General features: G+C 59.9%; 12 protein-coding genes and 1 riboswitch. Of the genes, 4 read left to right on the plus strand and 8 right to left on the minus strand.

Annotated elements, in window-relative coordinates; all coding sequences use genetic code 11:
* Positions 1-905, plus strand: a 905-nt coding sequence (locus AWT75_RS21675) for a hypothetical protein (protein WP_062789045.1), incomplete at its 5' end; no start/stop codon positions are given.
* A 70-nt stretch (positions 906-975) separates the two neighbouring features.
* On the opposite strand, the gene AWT75_RS09940 is transcribed toward AWT75_RS21675, so the two are convergent.
* From AWT75_RS09940 to AWT75_RS09955, 4 genes are all read right to left on the minus strand, one after another.
* Positions 976-2,067: a polyamine ABC transporter substrate-binding protein gene (locus AWT75_RS09940; protein WP_045847159.1), complete on the minus strand. Its 1,092-nt coding sequence runs from the start codon at positions 2,065-2,067 to the stop codon at positions 976-978.
* Between the two features lie 194 nt (positions 2,068-2,261).
* The gene (gene hslO, locus AWT75_RS09945) at positions 2,262-3,140 is read right to left on the minus strand and encodes an Hsp33 family molecular chaperone HslO (RefSeq protein ID WP_045847158.1); all 879 of its coding nucleotides are present in this window, start codon (positions 3,138-3,140) and stop codon (positions 2,262-2,264) included.
* Between the two features lie 2 nt (positions 3,141-3,142).
* Complete coding sequence (locus AWT75_RS09950; protein WP_062789046.1) at positions 3,143-3,730, minus strand: Ntn hydrolase family protein; 588 nt, start codon at positions 3,728-3,730, stop codon at positions 3,143-3,145.
* Between the two features lie 126 nt (positions 3,731-3,856).
* Positions 3,857-4,687: a L,D-transpeptidase gene (locus AWT75_RS09955; RefSeq protein WP_239689536.1), complete on the minus strand. Its 831-nt coding sequence runs from the start codon at positions 4,685-4,687 to the stop codon at positions 3,857-3,859.
* A gap of 213 nt (positions 4,688-4,900) precedes the next feature.
* Between AWT75_RS09955 and rlmD the strand changes: the two genes are divergently transcribed.
* Together rlmD and AWT75_RS09965 are read left to right on the plus strand one after the other, a co-directional pair.
* Positions 4,901-6,490 (plus strand): 23S rRNA (uracil(1939)-C(5))-methyltransferase RlmD, encoded by a 1,590-nt coding sequence (rlmD, locus tag AWT75_RS09960; protein ID WP_062789084.1) that lies wholly within the window; start codon positions 4,901-4,903, stop codon positions 6,488-6,490.
* A 336-nt stretch (positions 6,491-6,826) separates the two neighbouring features.
* Positions 6,827-6,915: riboswitch (cyclic di-GMP riboswitch) on the plus strand.
* Positions 6,916-6,976: 61 nt separating this feature from the next.
* Positions 6,977-9,709: a putative Ig domain-containing protein gene (locus AWT75_RS09965; RefSeq protein WP_062789047.1), complete on the plus strand. Its 2,733-nt coding sequence runs from the start codon at positions 6,977-6,979 to the stop codon at positions 9,707-9,709.
* Positions 9,710-9,779: 70 nt separating this feature from the next.
* Here the strand turns inward: AWT75_RS09965 and AWT75_RS09970 are convergent, their stop codons facing one another.
* From AWT75_RS09970 to AWT75_RS09980, 4 genes are read right to left on the minus strand one after another with little or no spacing between them, the layout of a single operon-like run.
* On the minus strand, positions 9,780-11,144 hold the full coding sequence (locus tag AWT75_RS09970; protein ID WP_062789048.1) for a TolC family outer membrane protein: 1,365 nt from the start codon (positions 11,142-11,144) through the stop codon (positions 9,780-9,782).
* Positions 11,144-11,512, minus strand: a complete 369-nt coding sequence (locus AWT75_RS22140) for a beta-barrel domain-containing protein (RefSeq protein ID WP_476726750.1) — start codon at positions 11,510-11,512, stop codon at positions 11,144-11,146. Before AWT75_RS22140 ends, AWT75_RS09970 begins: the two co-directional genes overlap by 1 nt.
* Positions 11,475-12,527, minus strand: a complete 1,053-nt coding sequence (locus tag AWT75_RS09975; RefSeq protein ID WP_204376923.1) for a putative HlyD family type I secretion protein — start codon at positions 12,525-12,527, stop codon at positions 11,475-11,477. Before AWT75_RS09975 ends, AWT75_RS22140 begins: the two co-directional genes overlap by 38 nt.
* Positions 12,524-14,278, minus strand: coding sequence for a type I secretion system permease/ATPase (locus tag AWT75_RS09980; protein WP_082696042.1), 1,755 nt, complete (start codon positions 14,276-14,278; stop codon positions 12,524-12,526). The genes AWT75_RS09975 and AWT75_RS09980 overlap by 4 nt, the downstream gene beginning before the upstream one ends.
* 227 nt (positions 14,279-14,505) lie before the next feature.
* Between AWT75_RS09980 and AWT75_RS09985 the strand changes: the two genes are divergently transcribed.
* Complete coding sequence (locus AWT75_RS09985) at positions 14,506-14,742, plus strand: hypothetical protein (protein ID WP_131354919.1); 237 nt, start codon at positions 14,506-14,508, stop codon at positions 14,740-14,742.
* The last annotated feature ends 35 nt before the right edge of the window (positions 14,743-14,777 follow it).

The following is a 14,777-nucleotide window of genomic DNA, read 5'->3' on the forward strand; positions in this document are numbered from 1 at the left end:
TGGCCGACAGCCCGCGCCCGCGCGAGCTGGTGGGGGCATCCATCGGCAGCTGGCGCTTTGCCTGTGCCATGCAGGCAAAGCCGCAACAAGCCCTGGCCCGGCTGGCCGAACGCTATACCGCGGAATGCTATGCCGACGATGTCGACATGGCCGGCATTACCGCACAAACCCGGCAGATGCTGCAGGACATCCTCGGCCCGGACGGCCTGCAAGCCATCCTGCACCACCCGCATTACCGTTTGTCCTTGCTGCTGGTGGCATCGCACGGTTTGTTAAGGCATGAGGCACCGGCCTTGCTACTGCCCGGCCTGGCCTTTGGCGCCACGCTCAACGGCCTTCGCCGCAGCTTGCTGCGCCACTGTTTCAGCCGGGTGATTTGCCACGATGCCCGCAGCAGTCTGCATTTTGTTCCGCACGATGGCCTGCCCACCCGTTTGCTTGCGCTGGGTGAACATAATCTGGCTGCCGCGCTGATGGGCAGCGTGGCCATACCGGGGGTATTGCACGGGGTAAGCCTGCCGGGCGCGCAAGCTGGCGTATACCGGGATGGCGGCTTGCTGGATTACCACCTGGACCTGCCCTTTGCCAGTCAGGATGACATCACGCTGTATCCGCATTTCGGCCCGCGCATCGTGCCGGGCTGGTTCGACAAATTCCTTCCCTGGCGTCAACACCAGCCGGCCAACCATGGCAATACCCTGCTGCTTTGCCCTTCCGCCGACTATCTGGCGCGACTGCCTGGCGGCAAGCTGCCGGACCGCAGCGACTTCAAGCGCTTTCGCGGCCAGGACAAGCTGCGGCAGCAGCAGTGGCGCACCGCCTGTGCCGAAAGCCAGCGCCTGGGGGACGCCTGGCTGGAATGGCTGGCGCGCGGCTGCTCGCTGGACTTGGTGGAAGCGCTCTAGCGATTGCGGCTGGATGACCAAACAAAAAGCCCCCGAACGGGGGCTTTGGTTTGCTGTCAGGCAATCAGGCTCAGCCGGCACGGCCCAGCTTGAAGTTCTGCCACAGGCGGGAATAGATGCGCAGGGTTTTCGGGTCTACCGACTTCATGATGAAGCCCTTCTTCACATCGTCAGCCGTCGGGAAAATGCTGCGGTCAGCCAGATACTTCTTGTCGATGAAAGGACGTGCAGCCAGGCTACCCGGTGCATAGGTCACCTTGTTGGCATTGGCTGCAGCAACATGCGGGTCCAGCGTGTAGTTGATGAAGGCCAGTGCGTTGGCAACATTGGCGGCATCCTTCGGAATGGTCATGCTGTCCACCCAGAAGGCAACACCGGTCGACGGCATCAGTACCTTGATGTTGACGCCACGCTTGGCTTCTTCGGCACGACGCTTGGCGATATTCAGGTCGCCACCGTAACCCATGGCCAGACATACGTCACCATTGGCAACGTCGTTGATGTAGCCGGAGGAGGAGAACTGGGTGATGCTGGCACGAATGGCAGCCAGCTGTGGTGATACAGCCTTGTAGTCAGCCTCGTTGTTGCTGCCCGGCTGCTTGCCGTAGTAGTGCAGCACCTTGGGCAGCACATCCGATGCCGAGTCCAGCACGCTGACACCACAAGACTTCAGCTTGGAAACATATTCCGGCTTGAACAGCAGGTCCCATTCATTGGCCGGCAGCTTGCCGCCCAGGGCCTTCTTCACCTTGTCTTCGTTGATACCCAGGGTAATCACACCCCAGAAGTAAGGTACGGCAAACTTGTTGCCCGGGTCGGATGCTTCCATCAGCTTGAGCAGGGCCGGGTCCAGGTTCTTGTAATTGGGGATCTTGCTCTTGTCCAGCGGCTGGAACAGACCACCCTTGATGCCTACTTCCAGCACATTGTTGGACGGTACGGTGATGTCGTAGCCGGAGTGACCGGTCACCAGCTTGGCATTCAGCGTTTCCATGCTGTCGTAAACGTCGTAACGCACCTTGATGCCGGTTTTCTTGCTGAAATCCGGTACGGTGGTCGGTGCAATGTAGTCAGACCAGTTATAGATGTTTACGACCGGTGCGCCGGCCTGAGCTGCCAGTGCAGTGGCGGCCAGCAGGCCACCGATAATCATTTTTTTCATTGTTTCCCAACTCCTTCGGTACAGGTTTGTTGCATCATGCCTGTTTAGCATATCAGTACATTTGTGATCAAATCTACCATTTCCTTAAACAGCCTTCATCCGCTGCTTGTGGAAAATGCCATGCAGAATGCAAAAAGCCGCCAAATATGGCGGCTTTCATGCGTAGAGGCAAGTGTAGTCGGCCTGTGCTCAACTTAATGGCGCGCTTCGCGTACGGCGGCAACCAGGTCGTAATCGAACAGCTCGTTGGCGTCCTCTTCGTCAAACACATAATGCTGGTTGCAGTAGTCGCAGACAATTTCCACACTGCCCTGCTCCACCAGCACCTCACCCACCTCCTGACCGCCCAGCATCTTCAGCATATTGCCCACGCGCTCGCGGCTGCAATTGCAGGAAAAGCTGACGGCTTCGGGTTCGAACACCCGCACGGTTTCTTCATGGAACAGGCGGTGCAGGATGTCGGCTGCCGGCAGGGTCAGCAACTCGTCGGCTTGCAGTGTGCCACCCAGAATGCGGACGCGGTCCCAGCCTTCCGGCTCGCCATGGCCGTCGGGCAGGCGTTGCAGCAGCATGCCGGCTGCAGTGCTGTCATTGCTGGCCAGTACCAGGCGGGTATCCAGCTGCTCGGAACGCAGCATGTAGTTTTCCAGCATCTGGCCGATGCTGTCGCCTTCCAGCGCTACAATGCCTTGCCAGGTTTGCGACTTGTCCAGCTTGGGTTCGAGCGTGATGACAAACTGTCCGGCACCACCCAGCAAATCCAGAATGGGAGCTTCGGGCAGGTCGCCATCCCACTTGGCAGTAGCGCGCACCGTGCGGTCATGGTTGCACTCCACCACGGCCAGGCGCAGCGGGCCGCTGCCATGCAATTGCAGGATGAGGGCACCGTCAAATTTCAGGTTGGCCGACATCAGCTGCGCAGCTGCCATCATCTGGCCCAGAATGTTCTTGAGCGGTGCGGGATAGGCACGGCGGGCCAGCACCTGTTGCCAGGCGCCATCCAGACGGACCAGTGCGCCGCGCACCGGTGCGCCATCAAACAGGAATCGTTGCAAAGTATCGTGTTGGCTCATGTTTATTCCTTGGCGGTGTCCTCTGCCACTTCTACGGTATAGACGGTCATCGGCAAGCAGGAATTGACGTCGAATTCACAACCGGCACGTACGCCCAGCTCGGCAATTTCACGTGCGGTCAAATCCTGCTCGTAAGCGGCAAACATCGCACCCATGGCGAATTTGCGACCCGAGCCTATCGCCCAGAAACGCGAAAACTGGTAGATCTCGCGCATGGGGTAAACACCGAAAATACCGTGGGGATTGGCAATCACCACCATCATCTGGCTGGATTCATAAGGGTCTTCCTCGTCCTCTTCCGGACGCAGGTAAAACCCGTCTTTCAATTTGGGATGCAGCTTGCGAAAGGTATCGAAAATGCCTTTGCGGCTGGAGAAATCCTTTTTCTTCAGTTCCTTCAGCGCACCTTGCAGCACCAGGTCATGGGCGGCAGAACCGGAAATGGCAAGATAGCTGTCTGCATGCTGGAAAATCTTGTTATGGAAACAGTCGTAGTTGGCCAGTAGTTTCTGGTCGTCACCAAAGGTGGTCTGGCTGTCGGCGGCAATGGCAATCTGCCCGCCTTTTCTTACTGCCACAATGGTTGTCATTGCCGGATGCGCCTGCTTGCAAGGGAAGGGGCTAATATAGGGCCGCATGGCAAAAATGCAAGCCTGCCGCGCAACAGGCAACAAGCCGACTTGCGTCGGCCTGTAACCCTGACTGCCCAGCCCTGCTTACAGCACCACGGCGGGCTTTTTCACAGGCTTGAGCTTGTTACCGGCTGAATTATAGGACTGCGGATTCGTCACATTCTGCGGCTCGGCCTGCTGCTCCACTGGCATGCCCTCCTTGGGCGGCAGGGATAGCCAGCGCACGGCGGCCAGTTCACCCGGCACACCGGGCTGGTGCTTGCAGGTGAGGCACACCGGCTTGCCGCTGCGCTCTTTCAAGGCCTGGTCTACCCGACGCCCCACCACGGCAACGCCGTGGGTGCGTTGCCACTCCAGCAGGCTGTCGGCCAGATGGGGGAAGGACGGGTCATCCTGCTTGTAATGGTTTTTATAGGCGGTGAGCCACAAATCGCCGGCCGGGTCCTGATTCAGCAATACCGTCTGATAGGCAATGGTGACCGCCGCGCCCTTTTGCACGGCATCGGCCAGGCTGAGAGCATCCGGGTTCTTCAGACGGATGCAGCCATGGCTGCGAAAACCGGGAACGGAAGCCGGCGCATTGGTACCGTGAAAACCCAGCCCCAGACGAGCCTCGCCAAAGCGGATGAACACCGGGCCCAGCGGATTATCCGGCCCCGGCGGCACCACGGTGAGCACCGGCTTGCCCTGGTTCTTCTGCTCTTCCTGAATGGATTTGGGCACATGCCAGCTGGGATCACGGTACACCCCGGTAATGGCATAGCTGCCAATCGGGGTCTGGGTCAGCATCTTGCCGACCGCCACCGGGTAAATCCTTTGCAACTGGCCGTCCTGATAAAAAAACAGGCGGGCCTGCGGCAGATTCACCACCAGATGCTGACCGGCCTGACTCAGCTGGATATCAGGCTCGGGCATGCTGGCAGCCATGATCGACGCAGAGGAGGACACCCAGACAGCAGCAGGAACAAGAAAGGAAAGCGACAACTTCATTGCGCACCAGACCCATGGTTTTTCACGAAAAACATGATAACAGAAATCAGCAAATTCCCGCCCCGGCAAAAACCCCTGCGCAGCAGCGCATATTTTGAGAAAATCCCGGTTTTACGCCTGATTTCCCACATCAATACAATGACTCAGCAACAGACCATTGCTCTGGTCGAATCCCTTGACCACGAAGGCCGCGGGGTCGCCCACGTCGACGGCAAGACCATTTTCATCGACGGTGCATTACCTTATGAAAAGGTAATATACAGCGCATACCGCAAAAAACCCACGTACGAAAACGCCGACACCACCAGCGTGCTGAAGGAAAGCTTCATGCGCACCACGCCGCGTTGCCCGCACTTCGGGACCTGTGGCGGCTGCTCGATGCAGCATGTGGAATTCACCGCCCAGGTGGCCATCAAGCAGCGCGTACTGGAAGACAACCTCAAATTCATCGGCAAGGTTAAGGCTGAGCGTATTCTCACCCCGATTGCCGGCCCCACCTGGCATTACCGTCACCGTGCGCGCCTGTCGGCCCGCATGGTGCCGAAGAAAGGCGGCGTGCTGGTGGGCTTCCACGAAAAGCATTCCAGCTATATCGCAGAAATGCGTGAATGCCATATTCTGCCGAAAAACATCTCCGACATGATCATGCCGCTGCGCGAGATGATCGCCAGACTGTCGATCAACAGCCGCATGCCGCAAGTGGAAGTAGCGGTGGGCGACAAGGTGGACATTCTGGTATTCCGCAATATGGATGCCATCAATGCCGCCGATGAAAAGCTGCTGCAACAGTTTGCCGACACCCATCGCCAGCCCGATCGTCCGGTACAGATCTGGCTGCAACCCGGCGGCCCGGACACCTGCTACCCCATCTATCCGCTGGATGCACCGCGCCTGACCTACAGCCTGCCGCAATACAGCGTGGAAATGCCGTACTACCCCACCGAATTCACCCAGGTGAACCCGCAAATCAACGCGGTGATGGTATCGCGTGCGCTTGGCTTCCTCGACCCGCAGCCGGGCGAGCGCATTGCCGACATGTTCTGCGGCATCGGCAACTTCACCCTGCCCATTGCCCGCTCCGGTGCCACCGTGCACGGCATGGAAGGCAGCCAGGCACTGGTGAAGCGTGCTGTGGAAAACGCCACCCACAACGGCCTGCAGGACAAGGTGAGCTATGAAATGGCCAACCTGTTTGAAGTCACGCCGGAAAGCTTTGCCGCGCTGGGCAAATTCGACAAGATGCTGGTCGACCCGCCACGCGACGGCGCCATCCAGCTGCTCAAGGCCATGACCGACGACACCGCGCCGCAGCGCATTGTCTATGTGTCCTGTAACCCGGCCACGCTGGCACGCGACGCTGGCGTACTGGTGCACACCAAGGGCTACACCCTCAAGGCGGCAGGCATCATTAACATGTTCCCGCACACCGCCCACGTCGAGTCCGTCGCCTGGTTCGAAAAAACCGGCCCGGCCAAGAGCCTGAAGGAAGTGGCTGACATGGAAGCGGCGGAAGAAGCCATCCGCGAAGCCAAGCGTCAGGCCCGCAAGCAGCAGGAAGCCGAGGCAGAAGCCCGCAAACAGGCGGAACTGGCGGAAAAAGCCGCTGCCAAGGAAGCCCGCCGTCAGCACTATCTGGCCAACAAGGACTACTACGACGCCCGTAGTGCTGCCCAGCAGCAGGCACGCGATGTCGCTGCCGCTGGCGAGGATGCTTCCAGCAAGGAATAAGCTGTTTTAGGTGTTTGCCTGTAGCGTTCGACCCCGGTTGTCACCCCGGAGCGAACCATGCAGGCGCACCTGACCGACAGCTATATATCCAGAATCAAGACCCCGGATTCACGTGTTGAACTCAAGGACACGCGGATACCGGGGTTTGTTTTTGTCTGACTTCAGCGCTGTTTCAGTGACGTCGGTGCGAGTCAGGGAGGCGGGGGTTGTGTATTGGCAGCCTTGTATTACTCATGGCCTGATAGCATTCATAAACAACCCTATAAAATATGTGGTTTAACAGCGACAATCCACAAATTAACAATTGTAAATAAAGAAAAATCCCCTCTAGAATCCGATCATTACAGGCAAAGCCGGTGAAAGCCGGTGACGCAAAACTAAAGGGACTACCGGAGGCCTTGCCCCCATGTCAGCCAGTTGCCCGCCACGCGATGCGTGGCTGCATGTGTACCTTTGGGTTTGTCGGATACTACTGAAGGAAAGCACATGAGCGCCTCCAATACCCTCTCTCGTCAGTCGAACAACCCGCTGGACAATACCTCCGGCTCGCAGACTGCCGACACGATATTGACGGGCTTTGCCAACAACGTGTTGCACGATGTTGCCGTCCCCCTGCAAGGCGCCATGCTGCGTTCGGCGCTGCCCTTTGTCAGTGCAGCAAGCGTAAGCACCACAACCACGGCATCCACTGCCGCCCTGGCCACCTCCACCACGACCAGCACCACCACGGTAAAGACCGGCAGCACCACCGCCCCCAGCTGGATTGCCACGCTGACCGATGTCGCCCTGAAAGCCGACATGAACGCCATGTCCGGTAACGTGACTGAAGCGGGTCTCGCCAAGATGGTGACCGACCTGGCTGCCGAACTGACCAGCAGCAAGAGCACGCTGTCCACCAGCCAGTTCAACGACCTGAAAACCATTGTCACCAACCTGAATGTGGGTGAAACGGCGTCGTCCTATTCCCAGTACACCCTGAATGCGCTGGTAAACGGCAATGCTGCCAACAGCAGCTGGACCGGTGGCGCGGCCAGTTCCAGTTCGCTGGGCAATCTGGCGGTCGGCTCCAGCGCGGCCCAACTGAGCAATCTGAACGGCAAATGGCTGCAAGGCACTGACCTGCCCACCTCAACCGTCACCGTCAGCGGCTCCACTTCCAAGATTACCTACGCCACCAGCACGGCTCCCCTGTTTGGCAGCAGCGGCCCGCTGGCCAGCGACATCAATCAGGGCAAACTGGGTGACTGCTACTTCCTGTCGTCCATTGCCGAAGTGGCGATGAAGAATTCCGGCATCATCCGGAACATGATTACCGACAACGGTAATGGCAGTTACGGTGTGGCATTCCACGTCAAGGGCGCGACTGAATACGTTACCGTCAACAATGTGCTGCAAACCGGTTGCAACTCCGGCCCCAATATGTGGGCCACCTTGCTGGAAAAAGCCTACGCCCAGTTGCAGGCCATCAATGTCACCACCGGTAACAGCTATACCGGCAACAGCTTTACCGCCATCGGCAACGGCGGCCTGCCGGAATATGCACTGGAGTCCATCACCGGTGCTTCGCAAATCACCGACTACAGCGGCAGCGGCACCAGCTGGCTGTGCCGTACTTACAATTCTTCCTTGTCCGGTACCGGCTCGCAAAGCGGCCTGAGCAATGCTACGGTATTGAGCTCGCTCAAAACCCATCTGGCTGCCGGTGATGATGTAGTGCTGTCGTCCTACACCTGGAGCTACGACGCCGCAGGCAAGGTGCAACTGGTGGCCGGCCATGCCATGTCGGTTTACGGCATTGATGCGGCCAACGGCTATCTGCAGATTCGTAACCCGTGGGGCAGCCAAACCGGCCAGTACTGGAACACCACCTTTGAAGTCAGCCTGTCCACCCTGCTGGCCGCTGGCGATACCATCACCGTGGACAATGCCGGCGGCTCGGTCCCCGTCACCCCGAAAGCACCGGTCATCACCGCCCAGACTGCTGATCAGACAATTGCCGCCAACCATGCCTTCTCGGTATCGCTGGCGAATGTATTTACCGACCCGCAAAACCAGGCACTGAGCTACAAGGTGACACTGGCCAATGGCCAGGCGCTGCCGTCGTGGATGACTTACAACGCCAGCACCAACACCCTGTCCGGCACCACACCGCTCACCAGCAGCAGCACCCAGGTAATGGTGAAGGTAACGGACACTTCCGGCCTGTCTGCCTCGGAAACATTCACCATCAACGATACGGCCTACGCGCCGACGCTGAACAAGGCCACCGCCACCCAACTGGTGACCCCGGGCCACTCCTTCAGCATTGCACTGCCGGCCGGCACCTTTACCGATCCGCAAGGCGAAACGCTGAGCTATACCGCCAAGCTGGCCAGCGGGGCTGCACTGCCGTCCTGGCTCAGCTTCAACGCCCAGACCCAAACCTTCAGCGGCACCGCCCCCACCGCCACTACTTCGCTGTCGCTGCAAGTGACCGCCAGCAACCAGGCCGGTTTGTCCACTTCGGAAACTTTCACCCTGAATGATGGTTATGCTGCCCCGACACTGAACCAGCAAACGGCCACGCAAACCATCAGTGCCGGCAAGGCCTTCAGCTTTACCCTGCCGTCCACCACCTTTATCGACCCGCAAGGCTTGGCGCTCACCTACAAGGCTGCGCTGGCCAATGGTCAGGCTTTGCCCAGCTGGCTGAACTTCAATGCCCAGACCGAAACCTTCTCCGGCACCGCGCCCACCACGGCAGGTAGTTTCTCGGTCAAGCTGACCGCGACCGACAGCGCAGGCTTGTCCACCTCGGAAACCTTCTCCATCAACGATATCGCCACGGCACTGAAGGCACCGGTGGTGAACCCGCTGCCCCTGATGGTCGGTTTCAATGCCAATGGCACGCTGAATATCAGCGTACCGCAAGGAACGTTTACCGATCCGCAAGGCTTGTCCCTGACCTACGGTGCCAGTCAGTCCAACGGCCAGGCATTGCCGAGCTGGATCACCTTCAACGCCCAGAACGACAGCTTTACCGCCACCCTGGGCCACCAGACTGAATCGGCCATCATCACGGTGAAAGCCACCGATACGGCAGGCCTGTCCGCCAGCGAAACCTTCTCGCTGACGCTGGGTGCCGTGGCCGCCACCCATGGAGTGGTTGGTGAGGCAGCGCCCACCATCTCGCTGGTTGGCGTACAGCAACTGGCACCAACTGATTTGCACGCAGCTTGAGCCGGTCAGCAACAAAAACGGCCTGCTGTCCCTGGATAGCAGGCGTTTTGTTTTGGTCCCGGCCCTGCCGTCAGGGTGCGGGCTGCGGCTTGCCCTGCAGGAAGTGGCGGTCCAGCAAGGCCAGGTCCGTCTGCTCGATGGCACCGCTGGCCGCACGCAGTGCAATCCAGCTCACCAGCTGGTTGTACTGGGCCAGCAGCAAATCACGCCGCGCCTGATACAGCTGTTCCTCGCTATTGAGGATGTCGGTCAGCGTCTTCACCCCGGCCACCAGACCAAGCTTGCTGGCCTTTACCGTCTCGGCGCTGGAGAACACTGCTTTTTGCAGCGAGGCCACCTTGCGCGCGCCGGTGCTCACGCCGTAATACTGCCGGCTGACTTCCAGCTCCACCTGGGCGCGGGCATTGTCCAGTTCCGCCTGCGCCTGTCGATACTGTGCCGCGCTCTGCGCCAGCTGGGCGCTATTGTAGCCACCGTTGAACAGCGGCAGGCTCACCTCCACGCCAATCACGTTCTGGCTGATGCGCTGGTTGATGGTGGAGACCGAACTGGCACTGGAACGGTCCTTGCTGGCGACCAGATCCAGCGTCGGATAATTGCCGGCGCGGCTACGTTTGACCTCTTGTTCGGCAATGCGCAGGTTCTGTTGTGCCGCCTGAATGTCCGGGCTGCTGGCCAGGGCCTTGTCGCGCCACTGTGCCAGCTCGCCCTCCGGTCCCAGATAGCGGCCGATGTCTTCCTGTGGTTCGGCCAGTTCGCTGCTGCGCTGGCCGGTGGTGGTTTGCAAGGTACGTTCGGCAATCTGCTGCATGCTGCGCGCTTCCAGCAATTCCGCCTCGGCCATGGCCATGCGGGCTTCTGCATCATGAATGTCGGTCACCGTGCCATCGCCCTGATCAAACAGCTTCTGTGCCTGGGTACGTGCGGCTTGCAGCGCATGCAGCTTGGCTTCGCTCAGCGCCAGGTTTTTCTGTGACAGCAACACTCCCAGATAGGCCGACAGATAGCGCAACACCAGCTCGTTTTCCTTGCGGGCAAACAGCGCGTGGCTGTAGTCCACCCGCGCCAGGCCCTGCTGGTACAGCGCCCAGCGTTGCAGGTTGAACAATGGCTGACGCAGCTGGATGGCGGCGTCCTGACTCATGTAATTGAGCGGCGAGGTGGAGATGGCACCGGTAAAATCCGGTGCGGTATCGCTGCCGGTGACCTTGCTGCGGTTAAAGCTGGCATTGACGGTGGGCAGCAATTGCGCGCGGCCCATCGGGCCATTGGCTTCGCCGGCTTCGCGTTCGGCGGTAGCCGCCTGATATTGCGCATCGTAGGCGCGGGCCAGTTGCAGGCCTTCCAGCAAGCCATAGCCCGCAGACAGGGCAGGCATCGCCAACAGACAGGCCGCAGCCAGCAGCGCCGGGCGAAACAGCGGACGGTCGGTCATCAGCTTTCCTTGAAGGCCAGATTCATGCGATCGAGCACCGGCTTGAGCAGATAACGCAGCATGGTGCGCTCGCCACTCTTGATGACAATGCTGGCCGGCATGCCGGGCTTGACCTGCTGATCTCCCAGCAAGCGCATGCCGGCCGGGGTCACCTTCACTTGTGCCAGGTAGTAGGGCATGCCGGTTTTGGCATCCAGCAAGCGGTCGGCCGAGAAGGTGGCCACCTCGCCGGGAATCACCGGGGTGGTTTGCTGGTTGAGCGCCGGAAAGCTGACATCCACCGGCAGGCCGGGGCGTACCTTGGCACTCATGGCCGGATCCACCATGGCTTCAATCAGCAGGGGCTGGTTCTCGGGCACCACTTCCATCAATGGCTGTCCCGCCTGTACCACACCGCCGACGGTATGGATTTTCAAGCCCAGCACCCGGCCTGCCAGCGGCGCGCGGATGGTGCTGTTGCGCAGCACATAGCGCTGGGCAGCCAGTCGGTCTCGCAGGGTGGCGGTTTCTTTCTGGATGTCGGTAAGCTGCGACTCCACTTCTTTCTGGTAATCCTGCTTGCGCGCAGTGGCGCAACCGGGTTTCGGCAATGCCGTCCTGCACCCGGCCAATGCTGGAGATGGTGTCAGCCAACTGGCCACGGATTTCCGCCGCGCCACGCTCCAGCTGGTACAGGCGGTTCTTGGGCACATAGCCACCGGCTGCCAGGTCGCGAATGCCTTCCAGTTCCTTGTCCTGCCATTTGCTTTGTTCGGCACGGGCGGCCTTCATGCCTTGCAGGCCGCGTAATTGTTCCTGCAGGCCCTTGATGTTTTCATCTTGCGCCTGCAGTTCGTCACGCAGGCCGTCGCGCCGGGTATGAAACAACTGGGTTTGCAGCTGCTTGGCCTGCTGCACGCGGGTTTCATTGCCCGGCAGTTCCTGACCCAGCTGATCCAGCTCGGCAGAAAAGCGCAGGCTGGCACTGCCCTCGCGCTCGGCCAGCAAGCGGTCTTCAATGGCACGGGCGGTGATGAACTGCGCCAGGATGCTGCCCATCTGCGCCCGCACTTCGGTATCGTTCAGTGTCAGCAGGGCCTGGCCTTTGCGCACCACATCGCCTTCGTTCACCAGCAGTTTTTCCACGCTGCCACCAGTCAGGTGCTGCACGGTCTGACGGTTGCTGGCGACGATCACGCTGCCGTTGGCGGTCACGCCCTCGTCCAGCGGAGCCAGTGCCGCCCACAGCACAAAGCCTCCGAAACCGATCAACAACACTTTCAGTCCCCAGCGCCCCACGCGTTTGTCGTCGGTATCCACCCGGCCAAAGGGTTCAATCGCAGACGGGGCAGCAGGCGTAGCCTGATCCCGGCGCAATGCAGTCAGTTTGCGGAACAGATTCATGCCACGCTTTCATCCGGATTCTTGCCTGCCTGCTGCTGCATGGCGGCTTGTTGTTGCAAGGCCTGCTGGGTGGCCTGGTTCAGGGCATACAGCACCTGGTCGCGCGGGCCGAACAGATGCAGCTGACCGTCGCGCATCACAAGCAGCTTGTCCACGGCATTGAGGATGCTGGTGCGATGGGTAATCAGCACCACGGTGCAACCGCGAGCCTTGAGGTCCATCACGGTATGGATCAGGGCTTGCTCGCCCACGTCATCCAGATTGGAGTTGGGTTCGTCCAGCACCACAAAGGCCGGGCTGGCATAGATGGCACGCGCCAGACCAATGCGCTGCTTCTGGCCACCGGACAGCATGTTGCCGCCATCGCCCAGACGGGTATCGTAGCCTTGCGGGAAGCGCAGAATCATTTCGTGCACCCCGGCGCGGGTGGCGGCTTCAATCACCAGCGCCGAGTCCACCTTGCCAAAACGGGCAATGTTTTCGGCAATGCTGCCTTCAAACAACTCGATATCCTGCGGCAGATAGCCGACATGGGGGCCCAGTTCGTCCTTGCTCCACTGGAACACATCCGCTCCGTCCAGCCGCACCTTGCCCGACTGCGCCGGCCAGATGCCCACCAGCAGGCGCGCCAGCGTGGATTTGCCCGCGGCACTGGGGCCGACAATGCCCACTACGTCTGCATGCTGCATGGCAAAGCTGATGTTTTTCAGGATGGGCAAGGCGCTACCGGGCGCAGCCGCCACCAGGCCTTCCACCTGTACATTGCCCTGCGGGCGCGGCAGGCTCATGCCGCTGATACGGGCCGGATATTCGGTCAGCAAGTCATCCAGCCGCTGGTAAGCCGCACGTGCCGATATCAGCTGCTTCCAGGTGGCGATGGCCATTTCCACCGGCTGCAAGGCGCGGCCCATCAGGATGGAACCGGCAATCATCATGCCGGGAGAAATTTCATTCTGGATGGCCAGCACCGCGCCCACCGCCAGCACCAGCGATTGCAAGGCCAGCCGGATCAGCTTGGAAACCGCACCGATGCGGGCGGCACGGTCCGAGGCTTCCGTCTGCTTTTCCAGCACCCGGCTTTGCAGCAGAAACCAGCGCTCGCGCAGCGCCGGCAGCATGCCCATGGCCTCAATCACCTCGGCATTGCGCAGATTGTTGTTGGCATAGTTACTGGCGGCAATGGCCGCCTGATTGGCTTCACCCAGCGGTTTGCGCGTGGATAGCTCGGTCAGCCATGCCAGCGCACACAGGATCAGCATGCCTGCCAGCACGAACAAACCCAGTATCCAGTGGAACATGAAGGTCACCACCAGATAAATCGGTGCCCAGGGCGCATCGAAAAAAGCAAACAGGCCATTGCCGGTGAGAAACTGGCGCAGCGTGGTGAGGTCGTGCAGCGCCTGGCTGGCATTGCCGTTGCTGCGGCGCAGATTGCGTTCGAAGGCCGCGGTGAACACGCGGAAGTTAAGCTGCATGTCCAGCCGGTTACCCACGCGAATCAGCACCGAGGAGCGCACCATCTCCAGCACCGACATCAGCCCGTACAGGCCCACCACCATCAGGGTCAGCATCAGCAGTGTGGTTTCATTACGGCTGTGCAGTACCCGGTCGTAAATCTGCAGCATGTAGATGGAAGGCAGCAGCATCAGCAGATTGATGACTGCACTGAAACCAGCCAGCTGATAAAAAGCCTGCCGGAACAGCAGCATGACCTGTGCCAGTTCGGAGCGCGACTGCAAAAGACGTTTCATTGGATGGTGTCTCGGAATGGCATGCGTGGCACAGTCAGGCTGCGCGGCCTGCTGGGCGTGTTAAAAAATGCAAGCAATCTTACCATTGGCATGTTTCTCCCCCTACCCCCATTTTAGTGGCAGGGTTTATGCTTTGCCGCGCCATGTCAGCCGCCAGGCTTGTTGGCGGGACGTTCTGTACTGGGGTATGGTAGGCCGCGTATTTGCCATCAGTGAAAGAACACATCATGTTTGTCCAGGACAGCAGCAGCATTGTCTATCGTCAACTCAGCACTGCGGATGGCAAGGTGTTTTCAGTGCCGGAGTTCATCCTGCGCATGGATGAGGCCAACTTCCATGGCTGGCAGCTGCGCTATGGCGAATGGACCGACTTTGCCGACCTGCCCGGTGCCGATGGCAGCGCCCATGCGCTGCAACGCGCAGTGGAAGAAATGCTGGAACGGGTGGAATACCGGGGTAAATGAACAGGCCACGCCCGGTGACATGGCCTGTTGTTATG

It is taken from the genome of Aquitalea pelogenes, assembly GCF_001515305.1.
Classification (GTDB): Bacteria; Pseudomonadota; Gammaproteobacteria; order Burkholderiales; family Chromobacteriaceae; genus Aquitalea; species Aquitalea pelogenes.

Bases quoted from the DNA above. Each gene is read 5' to 3' on its own strand.
- rlmD (WP_062789084.1), top strand. From the start codon at position 4,901: ATGACTCAGCAACAGACCATTGCTCTGGTCGAATCCCTTGACCACGAA.
- AWT75_RS09970 (WP_062789048.1), bottom strand. From the start codon at position 11,144: ATGACCGACCGTCCGCTGTTTCGCCCGGCGCTGCTGGCTGCGGCCTGT.
- AWT75_RS09955 (WP_239689536.1), bottom strand. From the start codon at position 4,687: ATGCCCGAGCCTGATATCCAGCTGAGTCAGGCCGGTCAGCATCTGGTG.
- AWT75_RS09980 (WP_082696042.1), bottom strand. From the start codon at position 14,278: ATGAAACGTCTTTTGCAGTCGCGCTCCGAACTGGCACAGGTCATGCTG.
- AWT75_RS22140 (WP_476726750.1), bottom strand. From the start codon at position 11,512: ATGGAAGTGGTGCCCGAGAACCAGCCCCTGCTGATTGAAGCCATGGTG.
- AWT75_RS09965 (WP_062789047.1), top strand. From the start codon at position 6,977: ATGAGCGCCTCCAATACCCTCTCTCGTCAGTCGAACAACCCGCTGGAC.
- AWT75_RS09985 (WP_131354919.1), top strand. From the start codon at position 14,506: ATGTTTGTCCAGGACAGCAGCAGCATTGTCTATCGTCAACTCAGCACT.
- AWT75_RS09940 (WP_045847159.1), bottom strand. From the start codon at position 2,067: ATGAAAAAAATGATTATCGGTGGCCTGCTGGCCGCCACTGCACTGGCA.
- AWT75_RS09950 (WP_062789046.1), bottom strand. From the start codon at position 3,730: ATGACAACCATTGTGGCAGTAAGAAAAGGCGGGCAGATTGCCATTGCC.
- AWT75_RS09975 (WP_204376923.1), bottom strand. From the start codon at position 12,527: ATGAATCTGTTCCGCAAACTGACTGCATTGCGCCGGGATCAGGCTACG.
- hslO (WP_045847158.1), bottom strand. From the start codon at position 3,140: ATGAGCCAACACGATACTTTGCAACGATTCCTGTTTGATGGCGCACCG.